The organism is Rhizobium sp. 62_C5_N11_2, from assembly GCF_051811185.1.
Taxonomy (GTDB): Bacteria; Pseudomonadota; Alphaproteobacteria; order Rhizobiales; family Rhizobiaceae; genus Rhizobium; species Rhizobium leguminosarum.
This window is the reverse complement of sequence record NZ_JBPWPW010000001.1, coordinates 3536251-3558148: the sequence shown is the minus strand read 5'-3', so window position 1 is coordinate 3558148 and position 21898 is coordinate 3536251. Positions and strand designations below refer to the sequence as shown.

21 protein-coding genes and 1 other RNA gene are annotated in these 21898 nt (G+C 61.9%); 5 read left to right on the top strand and 17 right to left on the bottom strand.

What is annotated here, in order from left to right; all coding sequences use genetic code 11:
- Positions 1-60: 60 nt before the first annotated feature.
- The 5 genes from AB8B31_RS17720 to AB8B31_RS17700 all read right to left on the bottom strand — a co-directional run bounded on the left by AB8B31_RS17720 (position 61) and on the right by AB8B31_RS17700 (position 5354).
- Entirely contained in the window at positions 61-1326 is a 1266-nt protein-coding gene (locus AB8B31_RS17720) for an RNA polymerase sigma factor (protein WP_018243483.1), read from the bottom strand.
- Between the two features lie 7 nt (positions 1327-1333).
- Positions 1334-1672, bottom strand: a complete 339-nt coding sequence (locus AB8B31_RS17715; protein ID WP_026188521.1) for a YciI family protein — start codon at positions 1670-1672, stop codon at positions 1334-1336.
- 267 nt (positions 1673-1939) lie between these two features.
- Complete coding sequence (locus AB8B31_RS17710; RefSeq protein ID WP_017968150.1) at positions 1940-2128, bottom strand: YegP family protein; 189 nt, start codon at positions 2126-2128, stop codon at positions 1940-1942.
- Positions 2129-2415: 287 nt separating this feature from the next.
- Positions 2416-3408: a Bug family tripartite tricarboxylate transporter substrate binding protein gene (locus AB8B31_RS17705; protein ID WP_018243480.1), complete on the bottom strand. Its 993-nt coding sequence runs from the start codon at positions 3406-3408 to the stop codon at positions 2416-2418.
- Between the two features lie 143 nt (positions 3409-3551).
- Positions 3552-5354: an ABC transporter transmembrane domain-containing protein gene (locus AB8B31_RS17700; RefSeq protein WP_131703028.1), complete on the bottom strand. Its 1803-nt coding sequence runs from the start codon at positions 5352-5354 to the stop codon at positions 3552-3554.
- A 193-nt stretch (positions 5355-5547) separates the two neighbouring features.
- On the opposite strand from AB8B31_RS17700, the gene rpmE reads away from it, so the two are divergent.
- Complete coding sequence (gene rpmE / locus AB8B31_RS17695; protein WP_003542805.1) at positions 5548-5769, top strand: 50S ribosomal protein L31; 222 nt, start codon at positions 5548-5550, stop codon at positions 5767-5769.
- Positions 5770-5957: 188 nt separating this feature from the next.
- Here rpmE and rcdA read toward each other — a convergent pair whose 3' ends face one another.
- From rcdA to AB8B31_RS17680, 3 genes are all read right to left on the bottom strand, one after another.
- Positions 5958-6473 (bottom strand): protease adaptor protein RcdA, encoded by a 516-nt coding sequence (gene rcdA, locus AB8B31_RS17690; protein WP_018243478.1) that lies wholly within the window; start codon positions 6471-6473, stop codon positions 5958-5960.
- A 391-nt stretch (positions 6474-6864) separates the two neighbouring features.
- Entirely contained in the window at positions 6865-7056 is a 192-nt protein-coding gene (locus AB8B31_RS17685) for a DUF1192 domain-containing protein (RefSeq protein WP_018243477.1), read from the bottom strand.
- Positions 7057-7142: 86 nt separating this feature from the next.
- Positions 7143-8441, bottom strand: coding sequence for an MFS transporter (locus tag AB8B31_RS17680; protein WP_018445941.1), 1299 nt, complete (start codon positions 8439-8441; stop codon positions 7143-7145).
- 173 nt (positions 8442-8614) lie between these two features.
- On the opposite strand from AB8B31_RS17680, the gene AB8B31_RS17675 reads away from it, so the two are divergent.
- Positions 8615-8779, top strand: coding sequence for a hypothetical protein (locus AB8B31_RS17675; protein ID WP_018243475.1), 165 nt, complete (start codon positions 8615-8617; stop codon positions 8777-8779).
- Positions 8780-8824: 45 nt separating this feature from the next.
- Here AB8B31_RS17675 and AB8B31_RS17670 read toward each other — a convergent pair whose 3' ends face one another.
- From AB8B31_RS17670 to tkt, 8 genes are all read right to left on the bottom strand, one after another.
- Positions 8825-9748 (bottom strand): PhzF family phenazine biosynthesis protein, encoded by a 924-nt coding sequence (locus tag AB8B31_RS17670; RefSeq protein ID WP_018243474.1) that lies wholly within the window; start codon positions 9746-9748, stop codon positions 8825-8827.
- 157 nt (positions 9749-9905) lie between these two features.
- Positions 9906-10931 carry a class I fructose-bisphosphate aldolase gene (locus tag AB8B31_RS17665; RefSeq protein WP_018243473.1) on the bottom strand — a complete coding sequence of 342 codons (1026 nt, stop codon included), beginning with the start codon at positions 10929-10931 and terminating at the stop codon, positions 9906-9908.
- Positions 10932-11155: 224 nt separating this feature from the next.
- On the bottom strand, positions 11156-12358 hold the full coding sequence (locus AB8B31_RS17660) for a phosphoglycerate kinase (RefSeq protein ID WP_026188520.1): 1203 nt from the start codon (positions 12356-12358) through the stop codon (positions 11156-11158).
- A gap of 70 nt (positions 12359-12428) precedes the next feature.
- Complete coding sequence (locus AB8B31_RS17655; protein WP_026188519.1) at positions 12429-14303, bottom strand: potassium/proton antiporter; 1875 nt, start codon at positions 14301-14303, stop codon at positions 12429-12431.
- 491 nt (positions 14304-14794) lie between these two features.
- The gene (locus AB8B31_RS17650; RefSeq protein WP_018243470.1) at positions 14795-14974 is read right to left on the bottom strand and encodes a hypothetical protein; all 180 of its coding nucleotides are present in this window, start codon (positions 14972-14974) and stop codon (positions 14795-14797) included.
- A 265-nt stretch (positions 14975-15239) separates the two neighbouring features.
- On the bottom strand, positions 15240-15554 hold the full coding sequence (locus AB8B31_RS17645) for a hypothetical protein (RefSeq protein WP_018243469.1): 315 nt from the start codon (positions 15552-15554) through the stop codon (positions 15240-15242).
- A 351-nt stretch (positions 15555-15905) separates the two neighbouring features.
- Complete coding sequence (gap, locus tag AB8B31_RS17640) at positions 15906-16916, bottom strand: type I glyceraldehyde-3-phosphate dehydrogenase (protein ID WP_026188518.1); 1011 nt, start codon at positions 16914-16916, stop codon at positions 15906-15908.
- 82 nt (positions 16917-16998) lie between these two features.
- Positions 16999-18972, bottom strand: coding sequence for a transketolase (gene tkt / locus AB8B31_RS17635; RefSeq protein ID WP_018243467.1), 1974 nt, complete (start codon positions 18970-18972; stop codon positions 16999-17001).
- 333 nt (positions 18973-19305) lie between these two features.
- Here tkt and AB8B31_RS17630 point away from each other — a divergent pair, with 333 nt between their 5' ends.
- The 3 genes from AB8B31_RS17630 to ssrS all read left to right on the top strand — a co-directional run bounded on the left by AB8B31_RS17630 (position 19306) and on the right by ssrS (position 20202).
- Positions 19306-19581 (top strand): DUF4164 domain-containing protein, encoded by a 276-nt coding sequence (locus tag AB8B31_RS17630; protein WP_012758879.1) that lies wholly within the window; start codon positions 19306-19308, stop codon positions 19579-19581.
- 15 nt (positions 19582-19596) lie between these two features.
- Positions 19597-19974: a cell division protein ZapA gene (locus AB8B31_RS17625; RefSeq protein WP_018243466.1), complete on the top strand. Its 378-nt coding sequence runs from the start codon at positions 19597-19599 to the stop codon at positions 19972-19974.
- A 69-nt stretch (positions 19975-20043) separates the two neighbouring features.
- Positions 20044-20202, top strand: a non-coding RNA gene (gene ssrS / locus AB8B31_RS17620) — 6S RNA.
- Positions 20203-20283: 81 nt separating this feature from the next.
- On the opposite strand, the gene AB8B31_RS17615 is transcribed toward ssrS, so the two are convergent.
- A complete protein-coding gene (locus tag AB8B31_RS17615) occupies positions 20284-21771 on the bottom strand; it encodes an esterase-like activity of phytase family protein (protein ID WP_018243465.1) in 1488 nt (495 codons plus the stop codon).
- Between the last annotated feature and the right edge of the window lie 127 nt (positions 21772-21898).

Below are 21898 nucleotides of genomic sequence, written 5' to 3'. Positions count from 1 at the left end.
ACGCGCAAAGGACGCTGTAACACTTTGAATTGCTGCATAATTCCCTAAATCGATTCCGATTTAGGGAATTATGCAGTGGCCCGACATTCCCTGCTGCGCGCCCTTCAGGCGGCCGGCGAGGAAATCGCGCACGGCGGGGCTGTCGCTGAGGCCGATCGCTGTCATATAGGCATCGGCTGCCGCGGTATCATCGCCGGCCTGGGTCAGGAGAAAGGCACGCACGGCCCAGTAGGGCTGGTAGCTTGCGACGTCGCGCGGATCGAGCCGGTCGAGCACTTCCAGGCCGGCAGCGGCGCTCAAGGCCCTGCCGATCACCGCAGCTTGGCTGACACGTGCACCCAGCGTCGGCTTCATCATCACCAGCGCCGCGTAGAGTGTCGTCAGCGCCTGCCAGTCGGTCGTACCTGACAGCCGGCGCGCCGCATGCACGGACTGGATCGCCGCCTGACACTGGAAGGGGCCGAAATGGTCGAAGCCGCCGGCCTTGCGCAACAGTGCATCCGCCTCGGCAATCATGATCGCGTTCCACGCGGCCATATCCTGCTCGTCCAGCGGCACATATCGGCCGCTACCGTCGCGCCGGGCGCTGCGGCGAGCTTCGCAATGAAGCATCAAGGAGAGCAGCCCGACCGCTTCCGGTTCGTCCGGCAGCACCGCCAGAAGCGCGCGGCCGAGCCAGATCGCCTCGCCGGCAAGTGAAGGGTGTTCGTCCTCTCCGTCGAGACCGTCCCAGCCGAGACCGTAAGCCGCGTAGATCGCCGAGAGCACCGCCGCAAGCCGCTCCGGCAAGGTGGGGCGAGGCGGGACGGCGAAGGGAATGCCGGCATCGCGGATCTTTACCTTGGCCCGCACCAGCCGCTGGCTCATCGCCTCAGGTGAGACGACGAAGGTCCGCGCGATAGTCTTTGCCTCGATGCCGAGAACGGTCTGCAGCATCAGCGCCGTATGCACGGAGCGGTCGATGGCGGGATGGGTGCAGGCGAAGAGCAGCTTCAGCCGCTCATCGGGAAAGATGGCGTTGCCGGCCCCGTTCATACGTTCCTCCGCCTCCTCAAAGGCGATCGATATCGTCGTTTGCGCATTGGCCTCGACAGTGCGATGGCGGGCCGCCTGCATGAGATTGCGGCGGGCGGCAACCAGCAGCCAGGCTTCCGGATTGCCGGGAATGCCGCGCTCCGGCCAGACGCGAAGCGCCGAAGCCAGCGCTTCCGACAATGCGTCCTCTGCTGCCGCCACGTCGCGCGAGCGGGCGGTGAGGAAGGCGATCAGCTTGCCGTAGGACTGACGCGCCACCTTTTCGGCAGCGCGTCCGGCATCGGGCGGCATTACCGCCTCACATCTGCAAGCGCGGACGCACCTCGACCGAACCCTTGTCGGAGATCGGGACGCGGGTCGCCCATTCGAGTGCTGTATCGATGTCGGGGACGTCGATCAGATAGAAGCCGCCGAGCTGTTCCTTGCCTTCCGGATAAGGCCCGTCCTGAACATCGTGTTCCTCGCCTTTGCGGCGCACGATCGTGCCGGTTTCCGGGCCTGTCAGCCCGGCGCCGCCGGTCATGATCCCTGCCTGAGCGAGCGCCTTGCTGTAGGCGACCCAGCCGTCGCGATAAGCGGGATCGCCGCGGCGGGCGAAATCCTCGGCGGCCTCGCGAATGATGAGAGCATATTGCATGGAAAACTCCTGATCTCGTTGTTGCGTTGATCCGGGCATGCCGATAGCGGGGATCGAGATCCCGAAAATCGTAAAGCCCGGCGGAGCGGCGCGGCCGTTCCGAAACAATGAGGCGCGACCACCGGTCGTTTCGACATGGCTTTCAAAAAAATATGCGAAAAAGAAAAAGGGCACCGAAAATCGCAAGCGGGCCGGGCTCAAGGGCGCCGGCGCTGCTCAAGGGTGCGAAAGGGCAGGGCGGCAATCACGCCGCCGCTGCCGGTCTGCTCAAGACTCGGCCTTCGTCTGGTCGACGACCTCGGCGCTTGGCGTGTTCTTCTTGATGGATTCGATGGCACTCATGGCGGACGCCTTCGCCTTGTAGCCCTCAGACGAGAACATAGCTTCCCCGTTCGATGCCTTGAAGCGGAAGCGGAACTCGCCGGCCTTATCCTTATAGACTTCGAATTTATACATAGATGTCTCCCGAAATCCCAAAACGCTGAATTGCAACCATCAGCTTAGCGGAGGCTAGATCAAAATGGCGAGCTTTTCCACTGCCTTAATCAGGATTGGGTTGCTTAGCGTCCAATTGTCACCGTTTCCATTGGACGCAAGCGAATGAGGGCGCCAGCGGCTATGCCCCGAGAACAGGATGATTTTAGGCCGGGTCGGCCTAAAATCTGAATCCTGTTCTAAGTTAAATAGTGAGAGCATGATGTCGTCCGAAAACCGCTCGCACTTTTCGGCATCGTGCTCCGGCATCACTCCATCTGGATGTTGGCGCCCTTGACGACCGGTCCCCATTTGGCGAGTTCGGCCTTCACATGGGTGGCGAGTTCCTCCGGCGTCGAGCCGACGATGGTGGCGCTGAATTCCTTCATGCGTTCAGCGACGGCAGGGTCGGCAAGCGCCTTTTTAGCCGAGGCGTTGAGGCGCATCACCGCTTCGTTCGGCGTCTTGGCAGGGGCGAAAAGCGCGTTCCAGGTATAGGTCTCGTAACCTGGAATGCCTGACTCGGCGATCGTGGGCACATCGGGGAAGGAGGGCGCGCGCTCGGCCGTGGTCACCGCCAGCGCCCGCAGGGTGCCAGCCTTGATGTGGCTCGACGACGAGGGCAGATTGTCGAACATGATTGGCACCTGGTTACCGATGACGTCGTTCAATGCCGGGCCGGCGCCCTTATAGGGAATGTGCTGCATGCTGACGCCGGCCATGGACTTGAAGAGCTCTCCGGAAAGATGCAGCGGCGTGCCGTTGCCCGATGAGGCGTAGCTGTATTTGTCGGGCTCGGCTTTCAGCAGGGCGATCAGCTCCTGCACGGTCTTCGCCGGCAATTCCGGATTGACGACCAGCACATTCGGCACGACGACGAGCAGCGAGATCGGCGCGAAATCCTTCTCGGGATCGTAGGGGGTCGATTTGAGGATCAGCGGATTGAGGGCGTGGGTCGCCACGGTGCCCATCAGGATGGTGTAACCGTCCGGTTCGGCGCGGGCGACGTTACCGGCGCCGAGATTGCCGCCGGCGCCGGCGACGTTCTGGACGATCACCTGCTGGCCGAGATCCTCTGACATCTTCTGCGCGACGATGCGGGCGACGACATCGGTCGAGCCGCCGGCCGCGAAGGGCACGACCATGGTGATCGCGCGATCGGGAAAATCCGCAGCAGTGGCAGACGCACCGACGGCAAGGGCCGCAAGCACACCGAAACCGAGCGCAAGGCCCGTACGTCGCGTCATATCGGAAAGTGCCATTCCTATCTCCTCCCAAGGATTTCAGCAGCCATATCCCCACCCGGGGGAATGAAGAGGTTAGGGCAGAACGCGCGAAAGACAACTGCGGGGAGGCGCAGCGGGTTCAGACTTTAGTCGTTGTTGGCGGGAGAAGTGCGCGCCGGCTATTTCGCCGCAGCGAGCACATCCTCGTTGGCGGCGTCGAATTGCAGTCGCGCCAGCCGGGCATAGATGCCGCCATGGCGGATCAGGCTCTGATGCGTGCCCTCCTCGACGACGCGGCCCTGATCCATGACGAGAATGCGGTCGGCCTTCAGCACGGTTGCCAGGCGATGGGCGATAACGAGCGTCGTGCGGCCGTCCACCAGGCCGTCGAGCGCCTTCTGCACCAGCGTCTCGCTTTCGGCGTCAAGCGCTGAGGTCGCCTCGTCGAGCAGCAGCACGGAGGCGTTCTTCAGGATGGCGCGGGCAATGGCGATGCGCTGGCGCTGGCCGCCGGAGAGCATGATGCCGCGTTCGCCGACCTCGGTCTCGTAACCCTGGTCCAGCCGGGCGATGAATTCGTCGGCCTGCGCGGCAAGGGCTGCGGCGCGGACCTCGTCACGCGAGGCGCCGGGGCGGCCGAAGGCGATGTTGTCATGGATCGAGGCGGCAAAGATGGTGACATCCTGCGGCACGATGGCGATGCGCTGGCGCAGCTCGTCGGGCGTCGTCAGCTGCGCGTCGACGCCATCGATCGTCACGCTGCCCTGCTGCGGATCGTAGAAGCGCAGCAATAGCGAAAAGACGGTGCTCTTGCCGGCACCGGACGGGCCGACGATGGCGACCGTCTCGCCTGGCGTGATGGCGAAGCTTAAGCCATGCAGTGCCGATTTTCCGGGGCGCGAGGGATAGGCGAAATGCACACCGGAAAATTCGACGCGACCACGGCTAGGCGAAGGAAGAGCCTGCGGGCTGGCGGGGGCTGTGATCGGCGAGACTTCGTCGAGAAGTTCGGTCAGCCGGTCGGCAGCACCGGCTGCCTGCGAAAGTTCGCCCCAGACCTCCGACAGCGCGCCTAGCGACCCGGCGGAGATGACGGCATAGAGCAGGAACTGGCCGAGCGTGCCGGCCGAGAGCGTGCCAGCAAGCACGCTATGGGCGCCGACCCAGAGCACGGCGACGACGCTGCCGAAAATCAGCGTGATGGCGATCCCCGTCAGCAGCGCGCGCGAGCGGATCGCGGCGCGGGCAGCCTCGTAGGCGGATTCGACGGCAGTGCCGTAACGCGTCACTGCGGCATCCTCGCCGTTGAAGGCCTGAACGGTGCGGGTCGCGGCGATCGTCTCGTTGGCGAAGGCGGAGGCATCGGCGAGCGTATCCTGGGCGGCGCGCGAACGTTTGCGCACCGAGCGGCCGAAGGCGACGAGCGGGAAGACAATCAGCGGGATCGCTCCGATGACGAGGCTCGAAAGCTTCGGCGAGGTGACGATCATCATGCCCATGGCGCCAATACAGAGAATGAGGTTCCTGAGCGCCACCGAGGCGGTGGCGCCGACGGCCGACTTGATCTGTGTCGTATCGGCGGTCAGGCGCGAGACGATCTCGCCGGACTGGTTGACGTCGAAGAAGGAGGGCGACAGCCTCGTCACATGGGAAAAGACATCGCGGCGAAGATCGGCGACGATGCGCTCGCCGATGGTGATGACGAAATAATAACGCAGCGCGCTTGCGACCGCGAGCACGACGGCCATGACCATCAGCATGGCGAAGTAGCTGTTGATGAAGCGGCCGTCCGACTGGGTGAAGCCGTGATCGATCATGCGACGCACGGCGAGCGGCAGCGCCAGCGAAGTGATGGCGGCAAGCGCCAGCGACATCAGCGCACCGGCCACCATGCCGCGATAACGCATGACGTAGGGCGTCAGCCTGCCGAGCGGCTGTAGCGACCGCCTTTTGTTTTCCTCAGCCCGTGCCTGCTCTGCCAAATCGTCTCCGATCGCCCGCAGGACCCGCGCAATGCGGCCTGTAGGCTCTTGTTATCTAGGCGTCCTTCATGTATAGGCACCGCATCCTAATGGGAAGCCGTAGCCATCACGACTGCGGCTTCATTTATTCAATCGGTTCGTTGGCCGCAACTGCATGCGGCAAATTGAACTCCGGTATCGCAGGAAGATTGTTATGAAGGCAGGCATCCATCCCGAATATCACATGATCAAGGTAGTCATGACCGATGGCACCGAATACGAAACCCGCTCGACCTGGGGTTCGGAGGGCGCTGTCATGAACCTCGAGATCGATTCCAAGTCGCATCCGGCCTGGACCGGCGGCAACCAGCAGCTCATGGACCGCGGTGGCCGCGTCTCCAAGTTCAACAAGCGTTTCGGCGGCCTCGGCCTCTAATCGCTTTTGCTCGATGGAATTCGAAGAGAGCCCGGTTTCGCCGGGCTTTTTTGCGTTTGCAATGGCTTACAGCGTGTCGCGTCTTTTCAGACGTGCCAAGGACGCTGTCGGAATGGTGGTGTTCAGCGGCAAACAAAAAACCGGCCACGTAAGACGCAGCCGGTTTGTATCGAGTTCTTGCGGATCGGTCAGTTGTTGCCGAAGGCGGTCTGCAGCAGGGAAAGCTGGGCCTGGACGCTGTTCTGATTATCATGAATGATCACCGCTTCGGACGGGCGGTAGATCTCGCGGTCGAGCAGGGCGATACGGTTCTGCAGACGCAGCGAGCGTTCGACGAGGTCGCGGAAGGATTCTGGCAGGTCACCCCAGCCGGGTGCGGCGCGGTCGACGTTGAAGCCGTCGAGGCGAACCTTGTTCTTCTCAGCGAGCACCTGGTCACGGGACATTTCGCCATTGTTGACGGCGCGCTGCAACAGCAGCCAGGAGGCCATCTGCATGAGGCGGGTGGTCAGGCGCATCGATTCCGCGGCGTAGAGAACCGAGGCCATCCGCGGCAGAACCTTGGAGGCGGCGCGGCCCTGGCCGTCGAGGTAGGCGGCAGTCTCTTCGACCAGCGACATGCCTTCCGCGTAAAGTGCCTTGAACTGCGAGGATGCAGCGGCGCGGCCTGCAAAACTGATCGTGTTCAACCCAACTTCCGACATCGCAATAGTCCCTGTTTGCACGCAGCTACATATATTCAGGTAACGCCGGCACCGACGGAAAAGTTTCCAGGCCGGGTCTTTATGACTTTAAGATGGTATCATTAGCCCAAATGCGCAAGCCGTTTCTTAAGAAAGGGTTAATCTCCACAGTTTCGTGGAAGTGCGCCGGCCATAGGAAAAAGAAGAGCCGCAAACGCGGCTCTCAAGGTAAAACAGGGAGAAAAATCAGACCAATTCACCGCTTGGAAAACTGTCTGAGATCCAGAGAAAATCCGGATGAATATAGTAATATCTTATAAAGCTTAATATTTTATTAACATTGTGCCGAATTAAGACTTGAGGCGGGTAATTTTATCCGCCTATAGCCTTGTTTTTTGGGGTTTTTAGCGGATTACGAGCGGAAGAAGCTTTCCGCCGCCTGCCGCCCGGAGGCCTTGCGACCGGCCTCGGCCTCGAGACGGGCGATCTCCGTCTTCAGCAATTCCACCCGCGCCTTCAACTCGTCGACCGAAAGCATGGAGAGATCGGCGCCGATCTCGTGGGCGACTTTCTTCTGCGGCCGGTCATCATCGATGAAGCTCATGGTTCGTCCTCCGTTTGCCAATGCTCTATAGTTTTTCCACGCAATTCCGGACGCAAAACCGCCGCGCACTTTTTGCTGGAATGGCTCTAGCCGAACTTTACCGCAGGATCGCCGCTTTCGGGAGACTTTCCGGTTTCAGGAGATTTGCCGGTGCCGCGATCGGCAAGCGACATGCTTTGCGGTGTCAGCATCGGCGAGGTGCCGGTCGGGATCGTCGTGTAGGCGTCGCGGTCGCTGGCCGGGACGGCGGCGCGGATCCGGCTTCTGATGATGGCGTAGACGGTGATCAGCACATGGGCGATGGCGGTGACGAGGAAAAGCGCATGTGGGGTGATCGCCGACATGACCGGGCCGCCGATCGTCGGGCCGATCACCGTGCCGATGCCGTAGAGCAGTAGCAGGCCACCGGAGACCTTGACGAAATCCTCCGACGCCGCGAAGTCGTTGGCGTGGGCAACGGCGATCGGATAGAGCGTATTTGCCACCGCGCCGTAAAGGACAACGAGCCCGATCAGCAAGCCGGCGGACGTCGGGTGGAGCAGAAAGATCAGCAGGCCCGCAACGGCGGCGATGCCGGACATGGCGGCGAGCACATAGCGCCGGTCAATGCGATCGGAAAGCCGGCCGGCCGGCAGTTGCATCACGGCGCCGGCGAAGATGGTGGCGCTCATCATGATGGCGATGCTGGTGTCGGAGAGGCCGGCGCCGGCGCCGAAGACGGCGCCGAGCGTGCCGTAGGCACCATTGGCGATGCCGACGAGCAGGATGCCGAGGCAGGAGACCGGCGAGTTGCGATAGAGCGCAGGCAGGTCGAGGCGCACCGCCTTCAGCGGCTGCGGCGAAGCGGCGGTCGAAAGCGTCGTCGGCAGCATGGCGATGCAATAGAAGATGCCGCAGATCATGAACAGCACCGGCGTGCGCACATCCTCGAGCGGGATCATCATCTGGCCGCCGACAACGCCGAGCAGTGTGATGCCGATATAGAGGGAGAAGATCGCGCCGCGGCTCTCGTTGCTGGCGCGCTCGTTCAGCCAGCTTTCGATGATCATCGACGTGCCGGCGGTGGAGAAGCCTGTGACGGCCCGCAGAACCACCCACCAGACCGGATGGATGATGATGCCGCTGACCAGCGCGATGATGGCGATGATCGAGATGAAGCCGGAGAAGGCGCGCACATGGCCGACACGGCGCACCAATTTCGGTGCCACCAGGCAGCCGATGACAAAGCCTCCAGCCCATGACGTGCCGAGCAGGCCGAGCGTCGTCGTGGCGTAGCCTTCGAGATTGCCGCGCACAGGAAGCAGGATGCCCTGCAGGCCATTGCCCATGAAAAGGAAGAGCGTACCAAAGAGCAGCGCGGCGACGGACAGCAGATTTCTCTTCATTTCCCCAGACTCGGTCTTAGCGATTTGCAATGGACATAAGGCAGGACCTGCGTCAGCCCAGCCTCAAGATGATTGATTGTGCCCCGGAATGTCTTTACGGCGTGTCGAGATCCTCTTGTTCGCGCGGAAAAATGTCCGTCCTGTGACATTCCGAAAAACGGAAAAAATAAAGCATGACAAAGCTGATAGCCTTGCTGCTCATCCTTGCCATGGCGATACAGCTGATCAAGCCGCTCGGGCTTCCCGGCCTCCGACGGCGGATGGATTTCTGGAAGATCGCGCTGATCGCTTTCGGCGTCTGGGCAGTGGCTCTGCTTTCACGCGACTTCATGATGTAGCCCCTGGATTACGCATAACCGGGGGCGACGACCCCACCGGGATCGTCAGTCCTGCAAGCTTATTTCTCCGCACATGACGGAAACGCAGCCTCCGGAGATGACGACATCGCTGACGATGCCGCCGGACTTCGCGACATCAAGGGTGATGACGCTGCGGCGGCCCATTTCGACGCCCTGTTCAATGGTGATGCGGGCGTTCATATCGGCCTCCGGCGCAAGTGAGACGAGATAGGCGCCAAGCGCCGCAGACGCGCTGCCCGTTGCCGGATCTTCGGGCACGTTATCGAGCGGCGCGAACATGCGGGCGCGGATATTCCATGGATTTTCGGCTGTCCTCACATAGAGGAAGAGCGAGAAGTCGTGGCCGCTCGTCGCCTGGCGGCCGGCAGCTGCCTGAAACCCGGCAAGGTTCGGGCGGGCGGCGGCCAGCGCTTCGAGCCCATTCAGCTCTGCAATGGCGAAGTTCAGGCCGACCGAGGCGAAGACCGGGGCATGGGTGGTGCTGACGATGACGCCAGGGTCGAGCGAGACGCAGCCGGCGACGGTGTCCTCGGCAATGATATCGCCGATCGCCAGCGGCTGCGGTGCGCGGATGGCGGCAGCAGCAACCTTTCCGCCGCTGCGTTTCAGGCTGACTTCGACGAGGCCAGCCTTTTCCTCGAAGCGCAGCGTATCGCCGACCGGCTTGCCGAAGATCTCCGCCTGCTGGCCGAGCACATAGGCGGTGCCGACGTTCGGGTGGCCGGCGAAGGGTATTTCCATCGTCGGCGTGAAGATGCGCACGCGGGCGGAATTTTGAGCGTCTTCCGGCGGCAGGACGAATGTGACTTCGGAATAGTTGAACTCGGTGGCGATCTTTTGCATCGCCGCATCGCTCAGACCGCGCGCATCGGAAATGACGGCAAGCGGATTGCCCTCGAAGCGAGTGGAGGTGAAAACATCGACGGTGACGTAGGAGAGGGTGTTCATGGCGGCTCCTGTTGTGACAGGCCGCTATGAGTAATCACGGTTTTCGAGGGAACGAAGCGGTTTCTTGTCGCCGTGACAATGGGAGGAAGGGGAGAGGGACGGGGCAGGGGCGGCTACACTGCTTTTGCCGCCCCTGCCCAGTCCTAAGCGTTAATAATCACGCGGCCTTTTCCAGGTCCTTCTTCCAGTTACCCTTGGCGGCGAGGCTGTTCATCTCGGCGCGGTGGGTGAATTCGCGCTGGCCGGCGGCGACGTTTTCCTGCTTGCCGCTCCAGGCCTTGAGCGCGCTGTCCTGCAGGGCGCGGCCGTAGGAGAAGGTGACGAACCAGGGCAGGCCGCCGGTGGCATTGATCGCCGAAAGGTGGGCTGTCGCTTCTTCGGTCGTCTGGCCGCCGGAGAGGAAGGCGATGCCGGGAACGGCTGATGGAACGGTCGCCTTCAACACCTTGACAGTGCGTTCGGCAACTTCCGCGACCGAGGCCTTGCGGGCGTTCTTGCCGTCGATCACCATGTTCGGCTTCAGGATCATGCCTTCGAGGTTGACGCGGGCATCGGCGAGTTCCTCGAAGACGATGCGCAGCGTGAACTCGGTTACTTCGGCGCAGCGGTCGATATTGTGGTCGCCCGGTTTGCCGTCCATCAGGCATTCCGGCTCGACGATCGGAACGATCCCGGCCTCCTGGCAAAGTGCGGCATAACGAGCAAGCGCCTGAGCGTTGGCGCGGACGGAACCGCGGGTCGGCAAGGTCGACGAGATGGCGATGACGCCGCGCCACTTGGCGAAGCGGGCGCCGGCTTCATAATATCTGGCAAGTCGCTCGCCGAGGCCATCGAGGCCTTCGGTGATGGTTTCAGCGGGATATTTGGCCATCGGCTTGGCGCCGGTATCGACCTTGATGCCGGGAATGGCGCCGGCAGCGCGGATGATATCGACGAAAGGCGTGCCGTCCGCGGCCTTCTGGAACAGGGTCTCTTCGAAGAGGATGACGCCGGAGATATATTTCTTCATCGCTTCGTCGGAGCGGAAGAGCATTTCGCGATAGTCGCGCCGGCTGGTTTCGGTCGATTCGAGATTGATCGCGTCGAAACGCTTCTTGATGGTGGAGGTCGATTCATCGGCGGCGAGCAGTCCCCGGCCGCCCGTAACCATCTGCACTGCAATGTCTTCCACTCGTTCGCTCATTTCGTTCTCTCCACAACAATAAACATCGGCACTTCAGGAATATAGAACGCGGATAACAGAAGTTTATAGGGAGGAAAATGGAAGGCTAAGTCATTGAAACGATTGAATTCAATTCAATCGTTTGAAAGTTGGGATTTTTTTCGTCCTCTGAGCAAAAGACCGCGGAAGCTTCTTTTCTTCCGCGGTCTATCCACATGTAAAATCTGCGAAATCAGTCTTGCGGATTATTTTGCAGCGTTGAGGACCGCGACGCCGGGAAGCTCTTTGCCTTCCATCCATTCGAGGAAGGCGCCGCCGGCGGTCGAAACATAGGTGAAATCGTCGGCAACGCCGGCATGGTTGAGCGCCGAGACCGTATCGCCGCCGCCGGCAACGGAGGTGAGCTTGCCGGCTACCGTGCGCCCAGCAGCGTATTTCGCGGCAGCGACGGTTGCGGCATCGAAGGGTTCGATCTCGAAGGCGCCGAGCGGGCCGTTCCAGACCAGGGTTGCGGCGCGCTCGATCCAGGCGTTGATGGCCTCGACGGATTTCGGGCCGACATCGAGCACCATGGCGTCGGCGGGAATGGCGTTGATATCGACCGTCTCGTTGGCGGCGCCTGCCTTGAACTCGCGGGCGATCACGCCATCCTCCGGCAGGATGATGGCGCAGCCGGCGGTGGCGGCCTCGATCATGATCTGCTTGGCGGTTTCGGCGAGATCATGTTCGCAGAGCGACTTGCCGACATTGGTGCCGCGAGCGGCGATGAAGGTATTGGCCATGCCGCCGCCGATGACGAGCGCATCGACCTTCTTCACGAGGTTCATCAAGAGGTCGATCTTGGTGGAGACCTTGGCGCCGCCGACGATCGCGACGACAGGGCGAGCCGGATCGCCGAGACCCTTTTCCAGCGCCTCCAACTCTGCCTGCATGGTGCGGCCGGCATAGGCCGGCAGGTGGTGAGCAAGACCCTCGGTCGAGGCATGGGCGCGGTGGGCGGCCGAGAAGGCGTCGTTGACATAAATATCGCCGTTGGCGGCAAGCGCCTTGGTGAGGTCGGGGTCGTTCTTTTCTTCGCCTTTGTGGAAGCGGGTGTTTTCCAAAAGTAGGATATCGCCGTCATTCATCGCAGCAACGGCGGAGGCGGCGGCCTCGCCAATGCAATCGGAGGCCGTCAGCACGGCATGATCAAGGACTTCCTCGACGGAAGGGGCGATCAGCGACAGCGACAGCTCCGGCGAAGGGCCATCCTTCGGCCGGCCAAAATGAGCCAGCAGGATCACCTTGGCACCCTTTTCGGACAATTCCATGATCGTTGGCGCCACACGCTCGATGCGCGTCGTATCGGTGACCTTGCCGTCTTTCACCGGGACGTTGAGGTCGACGCGGACGAGAACGCGCTTGCCGCGGAGGTCGGAAAGATCGTCGAGGGTCTTGAAAGAAGGCATGGGGAGGATCCTGTCGTGGTTGGCGAAAGTTGCGCCGAACATAGCAAGGATCATTCGAGACGCAAGGCGTTCAACGGCCGTTTTCGCGTGTGCCTTCGTCGCGTCCGGCTGGCGCTTTCGGCGTGCTTTCGGAGGCCTTGGTTTCCCGGTTCCGGCGTCCGTTCAGTCGGTCGCGGATGCGCTGGGTGATGTCCTTGAGATTGATGAAGATCGGCAGCGTAATTGCCGGTTCGACTGCTTCGAGCGACATGCCGACGGAGGTGATGTGGTCGTGCTCGTCGAGATCGCGGACGATGAGGATGATTGAGCCGAGGCGGACGCGGTCGGCATAATCGGCCTTGCCGCCGAGGCGCTGCCGCATCAATTCGGCGATCGTCAGGCCCTTTTCGGATTCGTTGAGCAGGCCGGGGCCATAGGCGGCGTCGAGATCGGCGGCGGGGCGGGCGGGGGAGAGCGCGAAGGCTCCGAAGAATTCGGCATCGTCGTCATCCACCGGCGCCCGGCTGGCGAAGAGACGGTCGAGCAACCGGGAATAGCTCGGCACGATGAAGAGGTAGACAAGATCGTGCTCGCGCAGCCGCCCGGCATATTGGTAGCGCATCGACTTGCCGTCGCGGATGACGAGCGAGGGTGTCGCCCAGCGCGGAATACGCTCGCCGCGCAGCACCGGGCTATCCTTGATGACGCGGTAGGAGAGCAACTCGTGGTTGGCCGCCCCAGGCAGGTCGACCTCGACCTTGTCGACGGCGCCGATGCGCGGCGGAATAATCAGCCCGAGCTTCTTGGCGACGGGCTTGATCGTCCAGCCCTGGAGAAGCAGCGAGACTAGCACGATGATGAAGGCGGTGTTGAAATAGATCTGGCCGTTCTCAAGCCCGCCGAGGATCGGCATGATGGCAAGCAGGATGGAGACGGCGCCGCGCAGGCCGACCCAAGCAACGAAGCCGATTTCCTGCTGGGTGTAATCGAAGGGAAGCAGTGACAGCCAGACTGCCAACGGTCGGGCGACGAAGATCAGGAAGAGAGCGAGCAGGATGGCGGGCACGATGATGACAGGAAATTGCGACGGCGTGGCGAGCAGGCCGAGCACCAGGAACATGATGATCTGCGCCAGCCAGGTCATGCCGTCCTGGAAGCGTTTGATAGTTCCGATCGCCTGCATCTTGCGGTTCCCGGCGTAGATGCCGGCGACATAGACGGCGAGGAAGCCGCTGCCGCCGACCGCGCCGGTGAAGGAGAAGACGAGAAGAGCGAGCGCCAGCACGAAGATCGGCGTCAGGCCGCGATCGGTATCGAGCTTGCTGACGATCAGCACGATCATCATGCCGCCGAGCAGGCCGAGAATGACGCCGAGGCCCATCTGCTGCACGAACATGGCGAGCATGCCGATATTGATGCCGGCGTAACGCTCGCCGCTGGCCAGCACCTCGACAAGGGCGATGGTGAGGAAGATCGCCATCGGATCATTGGTGCCGGATTCCACTTCCAGCGTCGAGCGCACCTTGTCGCGGATGTTGATGCCGCCGATGCGCAGCAGGAAGAAGACGGCGGCGGCATCCGTCGATGCGACGATCGAGCCGAGCAGCAGACCTTCCAGCCAGGTGAAATTCAACAGCCACATGGCGGCCAAGGCAAAGAGCGAGGCAGTGATCAGCACACCGACGGAGGCGAGCGCCAGAGAGGGCACGGCCGCCAGCCGAAAGGCCTGCATCGGCGTGCCGAAGCCGGAATCGAAGAGGATCACGGCCAGCGCAATGGAACCGAGAATATAGGCAAGGTAATTGTTGCTGAACTCGATGCCGAGGCCATCGACGCCCGCCGCAAGGCCGATCATCAGGAAGAGCAGCAGCAGGGGGGCGCCGAAACGGAAGGCTAGCAGGCTCGAAAAAGCGGCAAGAAGCACGAGCGCCGTCGAGACCAGCACCACGATATAGAACGCTTCCATGCCCACCCCTTTCCATCGACTGCTTCGCGAACACAGCCGCCCCGGCCGATCCGCCCTATTTCAAACCCTCCCTCACGCGCGATCCATCAGTAAACGGCAAAACGTCAGAGAAGGGTAGGCCTTGCGGCTTAACCTCGTCGCGATGCTGCTTCATGCTGCTGAACGGCTGCCGGACGGCCAACCGACACGGAATGCTACGGGAGAGACTCTCTATAAAGAATGTATAGGAAAATCAGGCGAGAGCAGGGCAAAAGAGACAGGCACGGATTTTTCCTGCCGGTATCTGCGAATGGCAACAGGATAAGACACCCTCCTCCTTTCACGCGGCCCGTTTGCCTTGTCCAATGACGGGACGAATGGATTGCAGGCGCGGATGCGGAGAGTTGGGAAAATGAACGCGGAGATTTTTCGATATCGGGTAGGACATGCCGGCCGCCCAGCGAGAGCAGCCGGCTGTCGTTTTGTGCCGGCAGCGACCGGCCCTTGCTCTGCTATCCCAACACTGCCTGAAGCACGACGATGGCAAGAAACGAGAGGCCAATGAACGCGGCAACCCAGATGACCAGACGATTAGCCTTTGCCAGCACGGCGGGTCTGACGTCCCGCTTGGGGTGAAACCGCTGCCGCCGTTTCAGGGTGGTGTGGGACAAGCGTTTTTGTGCCTCTACCATTTGTCACCTCCACTTGGCTCATTTTAGCCATTGTGCAGTGCTGTGCACTTCCTCAATCTAGCACGCTTGGCCAGCGGATTGCCAACCCGTGATCCATCCTTGCGGCCAGGGAATTCGTCGACGATGGTTTCGCGCAGGGAGGCCTATCGAATTCGAACCCGAGGCAGCCTCAACTGCACCGCCATCCTGTCCTGCGAACGGCGGCGTCATATCGAACCCGTCGCTTCGATATGACGTCGAAACCGAAAAAAGATGCGGATTGTGGTCAGTCTTCTGTGTCCTCGCCCTCGTCGGTCAGATCCGCGACCGGGACCAGGAACACGACGAACTCGTCCTCGATGGTCCGTTCGGGATCGTCGTCGAATTCATAGGCGTGCTCGACTTCGCTTGCTTCCTCGGTGGTCGCCTTGCGCAAGCTCAGGGCTGCTTTGCGGTCCCACAGGGGCTTGCCTTCGGATTCCAGGATGGTCAGATCGTCGCGAAAGTCTTCCGCCTCGAAGAAATGCGTCGCTTCCTCGTGATTTTCCGAGCGAAAACTGGCAACGGCGCGGCCGGCGATTTCAACGGTAAAGTAATCCATCCATCTCTCTCATTTTCATGCGGGCGACAGTGCTGCCGCACGGTATTGGCGTGGCCGCGCCTGGCCAGTGGCCAATGCGCGAGGAAACTGGGCATTTCGAATGTCCAGGGTGATGTATTCTAGCAGATCTCATCCGGGCGATGGACGAAAAGATGCCGGAGCGGTTCAGCTTCTCATCGAAGCGCAGAACCGCTCCAACTTTTTGTTTTTACGCAACTCCGGACGGAAAACCGCTTCGCACTTTTCCTGGAGTTGCTCTGGTGCGGGGAAGGCCGGTTTTGTTCGGAAGGCATGGCAACAAAAAGCGGCCCGGTTTCCCGGGCCGCTTGCATGTCGATGCCTGAAGAGCGCTCAGATGAGCTTGGCGAAAGCGACTGCCGTGTCGGACATGCGGCTGGAGAAGCCCCACTCGTTGTCGTACCAGGACAGGACGCGCACGAAGCTGCCTTCCATGACCTTGGTCTGATCGGTTGCGAAGATCGAGGAGTGGCTGTCGTGGTTGAAGTCACGGGAGACGAGCGGCTCGTCGGTGTAGCCGAGGATGCCCTTCAGCTTGCCGTTTGCAGCAGCCTGGATGGCTTCATTGATTTCGCCAACGCTGGTCGCCTTCTTGGCGACGAACTTGAAGTCGACGACGGAAACGTTCGGGGTCGGAACGCGGATCGAGGTGCCGTCGAGCTTGCCCTTCAGATGCGGCAGAACGAGGCCGACTGCCTTGGCTGCGCCCGTCGAGGTCGGGATCATGGAAAGGGCGGCCGCGCGGGCGCGATACAGGTCCTTGTGCATCGTGTCGAGCGTCGGCTGGTCGCCGGTGTAGGAGTGGATGGTCGTCATGAAGCCGTGGTCGATGCCGACGGCGTCGTCGAGAACCTTCACGACCGGCACCAGGCAGTTGGTGGTGCAGGACGCGTTGGAGATGACCAAGTGCTCCTTGGTGAGCTGGTCATGGTTGACGCCGAAGACGACCGTCAGGTCAGCGCCATCGGCGGGCGCCGAGACGATGACGCGCTTGGCACCAGCCGTCAGGTGGGCGGCAGCCTTGTCGCGGGCGGTGAAGATGCCGGTGCATTCCATCGCGATGTCGACGCCGAGTTCGCGGTGCGGAAGCGTTGCCGGATCCTTGATCGCCGTGACCTTGATCGGCTTGCCGTTGCCGACGATGATCGAGTCGCCCTCGACCTTCACCGTTGCCGGGAAGCGGCCGTGGATCGAGTCGTAGCGCAGCAGGTGGGCGTTGGTTTCAACCGGGCCGAGATCGTTGATGGCGACGACTTCGATGTCGGTGCGGCCGGATTCGACGATGGCGCGAAGGACGTTGCGGCCGATGCGGCCGAAACCGTTGATGGCAACCTTGACTGTCATGTTCATTCACTCCCGATAGAGTAGGGCCCGATAGGTGAGGGCCTGGAATTGAGGAGATGGAGAGCGCCTCAAGGCGCCCTCATTAAAGCTTTGCTTCCGCGGCCGCAACGACGGCGTCGGCAGTGATGCCGAAATGCTTGTAGACTTCCTTGACCGGGCCGGAAGCGCCGAAGCTCTTCATGCCGATGAAGGTGCCCTCCGGTCCGATGAACGCATCCCAGCCTTCGCGAACGGCGGCTTCGACGGCGATCTTGACCGGCGAGTTGCCGAGGATTTGCTTGCGATAGGCTTCCGGCTGCTCGAAGAACAGTTCCGTGCAGGGGACCGATACGACGCGGACGGTGACGCCCTTGGCTTCGAGTGCCGTACGAGCCGCAACGGCGATTTCGACTTCGGAGCCGGAGGCGAAGATCGTCACCTTGGCGTCGGCATTGCCGGCGAGCACATAGGCGCCCTGTTCGCAAAGGTTCTTTTCGCTGTATTCGGTGCGAGCTGCGAGCAGGTTCTGGCGCGTCAGAGCAAGGCCCGAAGGACGGTTGTGCGTCTTGATGGCGATCTGCCAGCATTCCGCCGTTTCCGTGGCGTCGGCCGGGCGGAAGACCATCAGATTCGGGATGGCGCGCAGACCGGCGAGCTGTTCGACGGGCTGGTGCGTCGGGCCGTCTTCGCCGACGCCGATCGAGTCATGCGTCAGGACGTGAATGACGCGGATGCCCATCAGCGACGCAAGGCGGATCGGCGGGCGGCAATAATCCGAGAAGATCAGGAAGCCGCCGCTGTAGGGGATGAGGCCGCCATGCAGCGCAATGCCGTTCATGGCAGACGCCATGCCATGCTCGCGGATGCCCCAATGCATGTAACGACCGGCGAAATCCGTCGGGGTGATCGAATGCATCTGGCTGGTCTTGGTGTTGTTCGACGGCGTCAGGTCGGCGGAGCCGCCGAGCGTTTCCGGCAGGAAGCCGTTGATGACCTCGAGCGCGTCCTCCGAAGCCTTGCGGGTCGCAACCGTCGGCTTGGTCTCGGCGAGCTTCTTCTTGTATGCGCTGATCGCGGCGTCGAAGCCTTCCGGCAGCTCGCCTGCCATGCGGCGGGTGAACTCGGCCCTGGCCGGAGCTTTGGCGAGGCCGTCTTCCCAGGACTTGACGAGCTTGACGGAGCGGGCGCCGGCTGCACGCCAGCTGTCAAGGACATCAGACGGGATGACGAAGGCTTCGGCTTCCCAGTTCAGCGCCTTGCGGGTGGCAGCGATTTCCTCGGCGCCGAGCGGGTTGCCGTGGACCTTGTGGGTGCCCTGCTTGTTCGGGGCGCCAAAGCCGATGATCGTCTTGCAGGCGATGAAGGTCGGGCGGTCGGACTTGTGGGCAGCTTCGATCGCGTCGGCGATGGCAGCCTGATCGTGACCGTCGATCTCGATCGTGTTCCAGTGAACGGCCTTGAAGCGGGCGATCTGATCGGTGGAATCCGACAGCGACACGGCGCCGTCGATGGTGATCGAGTTGTTGTCCCAGAACAGAACGAGCTTGTTGAGCTTCAGGTGGCCGGCGAGCGCGATGGCTTCATGGCTGATGCCCTCCATCAGGCAGCCGTCGCCGCAGATCGCATAGGTATAGTGATCCTGGAGATCGGAGCCGAATTCCTCGCGCAGCTTGCGTTCGGCAATCGCCATGCCGACGGAATTGGCAATACCCTGGCCGAGCGGACCGGTGGTCGTTTCGATGCCGGTCGCGTGACCATATTCCGGATGGCCGGCGGTCTTCGAGCCGAGCTGGCGGAACTGCTTCAGATCTTCGATCGTCATGTCAGGATAGCCGGTCAGATACAGCACCGAGTAGAGCAGCATCGAGCCATGGCCGGCCGACAGCACGAAGCGATCGCGGTTCGGCCAGTGCGGCTTCTTCGGATCGAACTTCAGATATTTGGTGAACAGGACCGTTGCCACGTCAGCCATGCCCATCGGCATGCCCGGGTGGCCGGAGTTCGCCTTTTCAACGGCGTCCATGGCGAGAAAACGGATCGCATTCGCCATCCGGTCGTGTTGTTCGGGAGAGGTCATGGCTTTTCCGCAAGTTCCGGGTGTCGGGGGATGGCCTCGAGCCTCCAAGACCATCGAGTGAAAGCGGCAGAGACATAGCAGTTGGGACGGGCAAGTCAATAAATGGCGGGCCAAATCCGGGCGGGCAGCGGCGATTTTTGACATTTGATCGCGCGATTGTACAAATGACGAATTTGATGCGACGAGCATGTGGAAAACGCTCATCCACAGGATAGGCTGGCGGACAAGTGACAGGATTTATTGACGGGCCGTCGGCGAGCTGCATATCCTTTTGAAATCGCAGGATCGGCGCGGCGTGCCGATTCGCGGATCCTGCGCGGGAATCGGAAAGACATGATGCCCACAGGCAAAACCATGGAAGCAGCGCTCAACGAATTGAGACAGGCGATTTCGAGCCTCGAAAACGCCGTCGACATGCGCGTCGAGCGGCAGCGCGAGCAGGGCGAGATCGAGGGCGAGGTGCGGCGCGTGCACGCCGACCGCTCCCGGCTGGCGCAGGAGCTCGATCAGGCCGAATTCCGCGCCAACCGGCTGGAAGAGGTCAATCGCGAAGTATCGCGGCGGCTGGTGACGGCGATGGAAACGATCCGCGCAGTTCTGGATCGCTGATAGAAAGAGTTTGGCATGGCGCAGGTGACGGTAACGATCGACGGCAAGGCCTATCGCATGGCCTGCGAGGAAGGGCAGGAGGATCACCTGACCGATCTCGCCACCCGTTTCGACCGCTATGTCGGCCATCTCAAGGACCAGTTCGGCGAAATCGGTGATCTCAGGATCACCGTCATGGCCGGCATCATGATCGTGGACGAGATTGCCGAGCTGACGCGCCGCGTGGCCGGATTGGAATCCGAGCTCGAGTCGCTACGCGGCAATCGCGATACGGTGCTTGCTGCGACCGCCCGGACCGAAGAAAATCTTGCGGCAGCGCTGAGCGAGGTCTCGAGCCGCATCCGCGGCATCACCGACAAGCTGAATGGCCGGTCCGCCCCGGAACTCAATTGATCTCAATTAAATAGGGGCGGCCTTCCGTCGCCACTGGCGCGTCAGCGCAAACAACCTTATATATCGCCATGCGGTCTGCGCCTCTCGACAGGAACCACAATCCCTGGGGCCATACTCGATCCAAAGGGAGCTGTCCCTGGCCAGGCCCGTGGGCCTGGACACACGGCGCCCACCTACGTTTGTAGGCACCCAGGATCGTAAACATCCATCGGTGGTCGTGGATCGCACCCTTCCCTTTTATCGTCGGCCGGGATCCCGGATATGGCGGGCGAACGCGCGGCTTCCGCGTCCGCCCTTGTCAGTGCGCGACTACTTCTTCAGACCTGGAAGGGTGACCTGAAAGACCTGGAACATGGTGTCGACGTCGGCACCGCCGTCCGCCTTGTAGGCTGCACCCACCTGGAAACCATCCTGCGTCAAGAAGTCGTTGTCATTGGCGACGAACAGGAAGTAGTCGTCCGGCAGGTTCGGGTCGAGAACGCTCGCAAGCCCCATGGCTTCCCATTTTTCCGACAGATTGTTCTTGTCGTTCGGCGCGCCGTTGTGCAGGCCGAAGCGGGCAAGCTCGGCCTTGTCGTTGAGGTCGATGAAGGGTGTCAGCGTCGCCGGCGTCAGCGAGGGATCGACGACGCCCTTCGGCGCGATCGGCTTGCCGGCGTCGAAATCGCTGCCGGCGATGTCGGTCGCAGCGGAAACGTCGACAATACCGACCTTGCGGTAGAGCGAGGTGTCACCCTTCAGGCCCTGGCCGTTGCCGCTGTCGCGGGCGAGCATCAGAAAGGTCTTGTCGGAAAGAGCGACGATTTCGCTCTCCGCGGCGATCGTCGTCTTGTCCTTGGCGTCCTTGAAGACCGGCAGCGGTACGACATATTCGTGCACCAGTTTCAGATGATCGGGATCGGCGGCGTCATAGATCATGGCGCGGGTATTTTGGCGGGTCGAGCCGGAATCGCCGCCGTCCTGGCGGGCAGCCGACTGCAGCACTGATATGATGAACTTACCGTCCGGCGTCATCGCCATGCCTTCGAGACCCTGGTTGTTCTGGCGGCCGGTCTCTGGATCCTTCGGGTCCGGCGTAGATGCGCCGGGGCCGGGATTGTTGGAGGCGAAGCTCAGCGCGCCCTTGCGCATCGGCAAAAGAGCTTTCGGCGGCTGGGTGGCAGACAGCAGGTGGCCGTCGGCCGAGAAGTGATAGATATAAGGGCCATATTCATCGCTGACGAACATGGTACCGTCGGCCATGCGGATGATGGCTTCATTGTCGAGCGCGATCTTGCCGTTCGTCGCCTGCGGCAGCGGCGGAAAATCGCCGGCAGCGGGGCGGACGCCGGATTCCGGGTCGAGACCCGTCATGTCGCCACCCTTGTCGTCGATGAAGAGCGTGGAATCGACGAGCTTTGCGTCGACGCCAGACTGTTCCTTGCCGGCCTCGGGTGCCGCACCCGGAGCGGTCGGTGTCAGGCCGATCGAGATGGTGTTCAGGCGGGGCCGATAGTCGACGGTGCCAACGGCGTTGTAACCGCGGTCGGGCAGCAGGTAGAGCGTGCCTTTGTAGCTGGCGCCGTCGCGACTCCAGGCGGCAGGATCGACTGCCATGCCCGAGCCGGAACCGAAAGTCTCGCCGAATTTGTCACGCTGGTTGGCCGGGATACGCCCGATGCCGACCAGGCCCTTGTTGACGAAGGTGAGGCCACCGACGGTGGCGGAATTCTCGGCACTTGCGACGGCCGGAATGGCGGCGGATGCGGCGAGAACCGCGGCGAACAGCCGCGATGCGTATGGTCTGACATTCTTCATGGAAATACCCTCTCGGTCAAAAGCGCTCTCGAAACGGTTTCCGCCCGCAGGCTGGACACCGCTTCAAATGACACCCCGGCCTGGATTCGATTTCCCGATGGCACAACATGCCCTGGATTTCGTCGCC

Bases quoted from the DNA above. Each gene is read 5' to 3' on its own strand.
- AB8B31_RS17670 (WP_018243474.1), bottom strand. From the start codon at position 9,748: ATGAACACCCTCTCCTACGTCACCGTCGATGTTTTCACCTCCACTCGC.
- AB8B31_RS17630 (WP_012758879.1), top strand. From the start codon at position 19,306: ATGATGCCCACAGGCAAAACCATGGAAGCAGCGCTCAACGAATTGAGA.
- gap (WP_026188518.1), bottom strand. From the start codon at position 16,916: ATGACAGTCAAGGTTGCCATCAACGGTTTCGGCCGCATCGGCCGCAAC.
- AB8B31_RS17650 (WP_018243470.1), bottom strand. From the start codon at position 14,974: ATGGTAGAGGCACAAAAACGCTTGTCCCACACCACCCTGAAACGGCGG.
- AB8B31_RS17675 (WP_018243475.1), top strand. From the start codon at position 8,615: ATGACAAAGCTGATAGCCTTGCTGCTCATCCTTGCCATGGCGATACAG.
- tkt (WP_018243467.1), bottom strand. From the start codon at position 18,972: ATGACCTCTCCCGAACAACACGACCGGATGGCGAATGCGATCCGTTTT.
- AB8B31_RS17715 (WP_026188521.1), bottom strand. From the start codon at position 1,672: ATGCAATATGCTCTCATCATTCGCGAGGCCGCCGAGGATTTCGCCCGC.
- AB8B31_RS17685 (WP_018243477.1), bottom strand. From the start codon at position 7,056: ATGAGCTTCATCGATGATGACCGGCCGCAGAAGAAAGTCGCCCACGAG.
- AB8B31_RS17720 (WP_018243483.1), bottom strand. From the start codon at position 1,326: ATGCCGCCCGATGCCGGACGCGCTGCCGAAAAGGTGGCGCGTCAGTCC.
- AB8B31_RS17615 (WP_018243465.1), bottom strand. From the start codon at position 21,771: ATGAAGAATGTCAGACCATACGCATCGCGGCTGTTCGCCGCGGTTCTC.
- AB8B31_RS17645 (WP_018243469.1), bottom strand. From the start codon at position 15,554: ATGGATTACTTTACCGTTGAAATCGCCGGCCGCGCCGTTGCCAGTTTT.
- rcdA (WP_018243478.1), bottom strand. From the start codon at position 6,473: ATGTCGGAAGTTGGGTTGAACACGATCAGTTTTGCAGGCCGCGCCGCT.
- AB8B31_RS17655 (WP_026188519.1), bottom strand. From the start codon at position 14,303: ATGGAAGCGTTCTATATCGTGGTGCTGGTCTCGACGGCGCTCGTGCTT.
- AB8B31_RS17710 (WP_017968150.1), bottom strand. From the start codon at position 2,128: ATGTATAAATTCGAAGTCTATAAGGATAAGGCCGGCGAGTTCCGCTTC.
- AB8B31_RS17665 (WP_018243473.1), bottom strand. From the start codon at position 10,931: ATGAGCGAACGAGTGGAAGACATTGCAGTGCAGATGGTTACGGGCGGC.
- AB8B31_RS17660 (WP_026188520.1), bottom strand. From the start codon at position 12,358: ATGCCTTCTTTCAAGACCCTCGACGATCTTTCCGACCTCCGCGGCAAG.
- rpmE (WP_003542805.1), top strand. From the start codon at position 5,548: ATGAAGGCAGGCATCCATCCCGAATATCACATGATCAAGGTAGTCATG.
- AB8B31_RS17705 (WP_018243480.1), bottom strand. From the start codon at position 3,408: ATGGCACTTTCCGATATGACGCGACGTACGGGCCTTGCGCTCGGTTTC.
- AB8B31_RS17625 (WP_018243466.1), top strand. From the start codon at position 19,597: ATGGCGCAGGTGACGGTAACGATCGACGGCAAGGCCTATCGCATGGCC.
- AB8B31_RS17680 (WP_018445941.1), bottom strand. From the start codon at position 8,441: ATGAAGAGAAATCTGCTGTCCGTCGCCGCGCTGCTCTTTGGTACGCTC.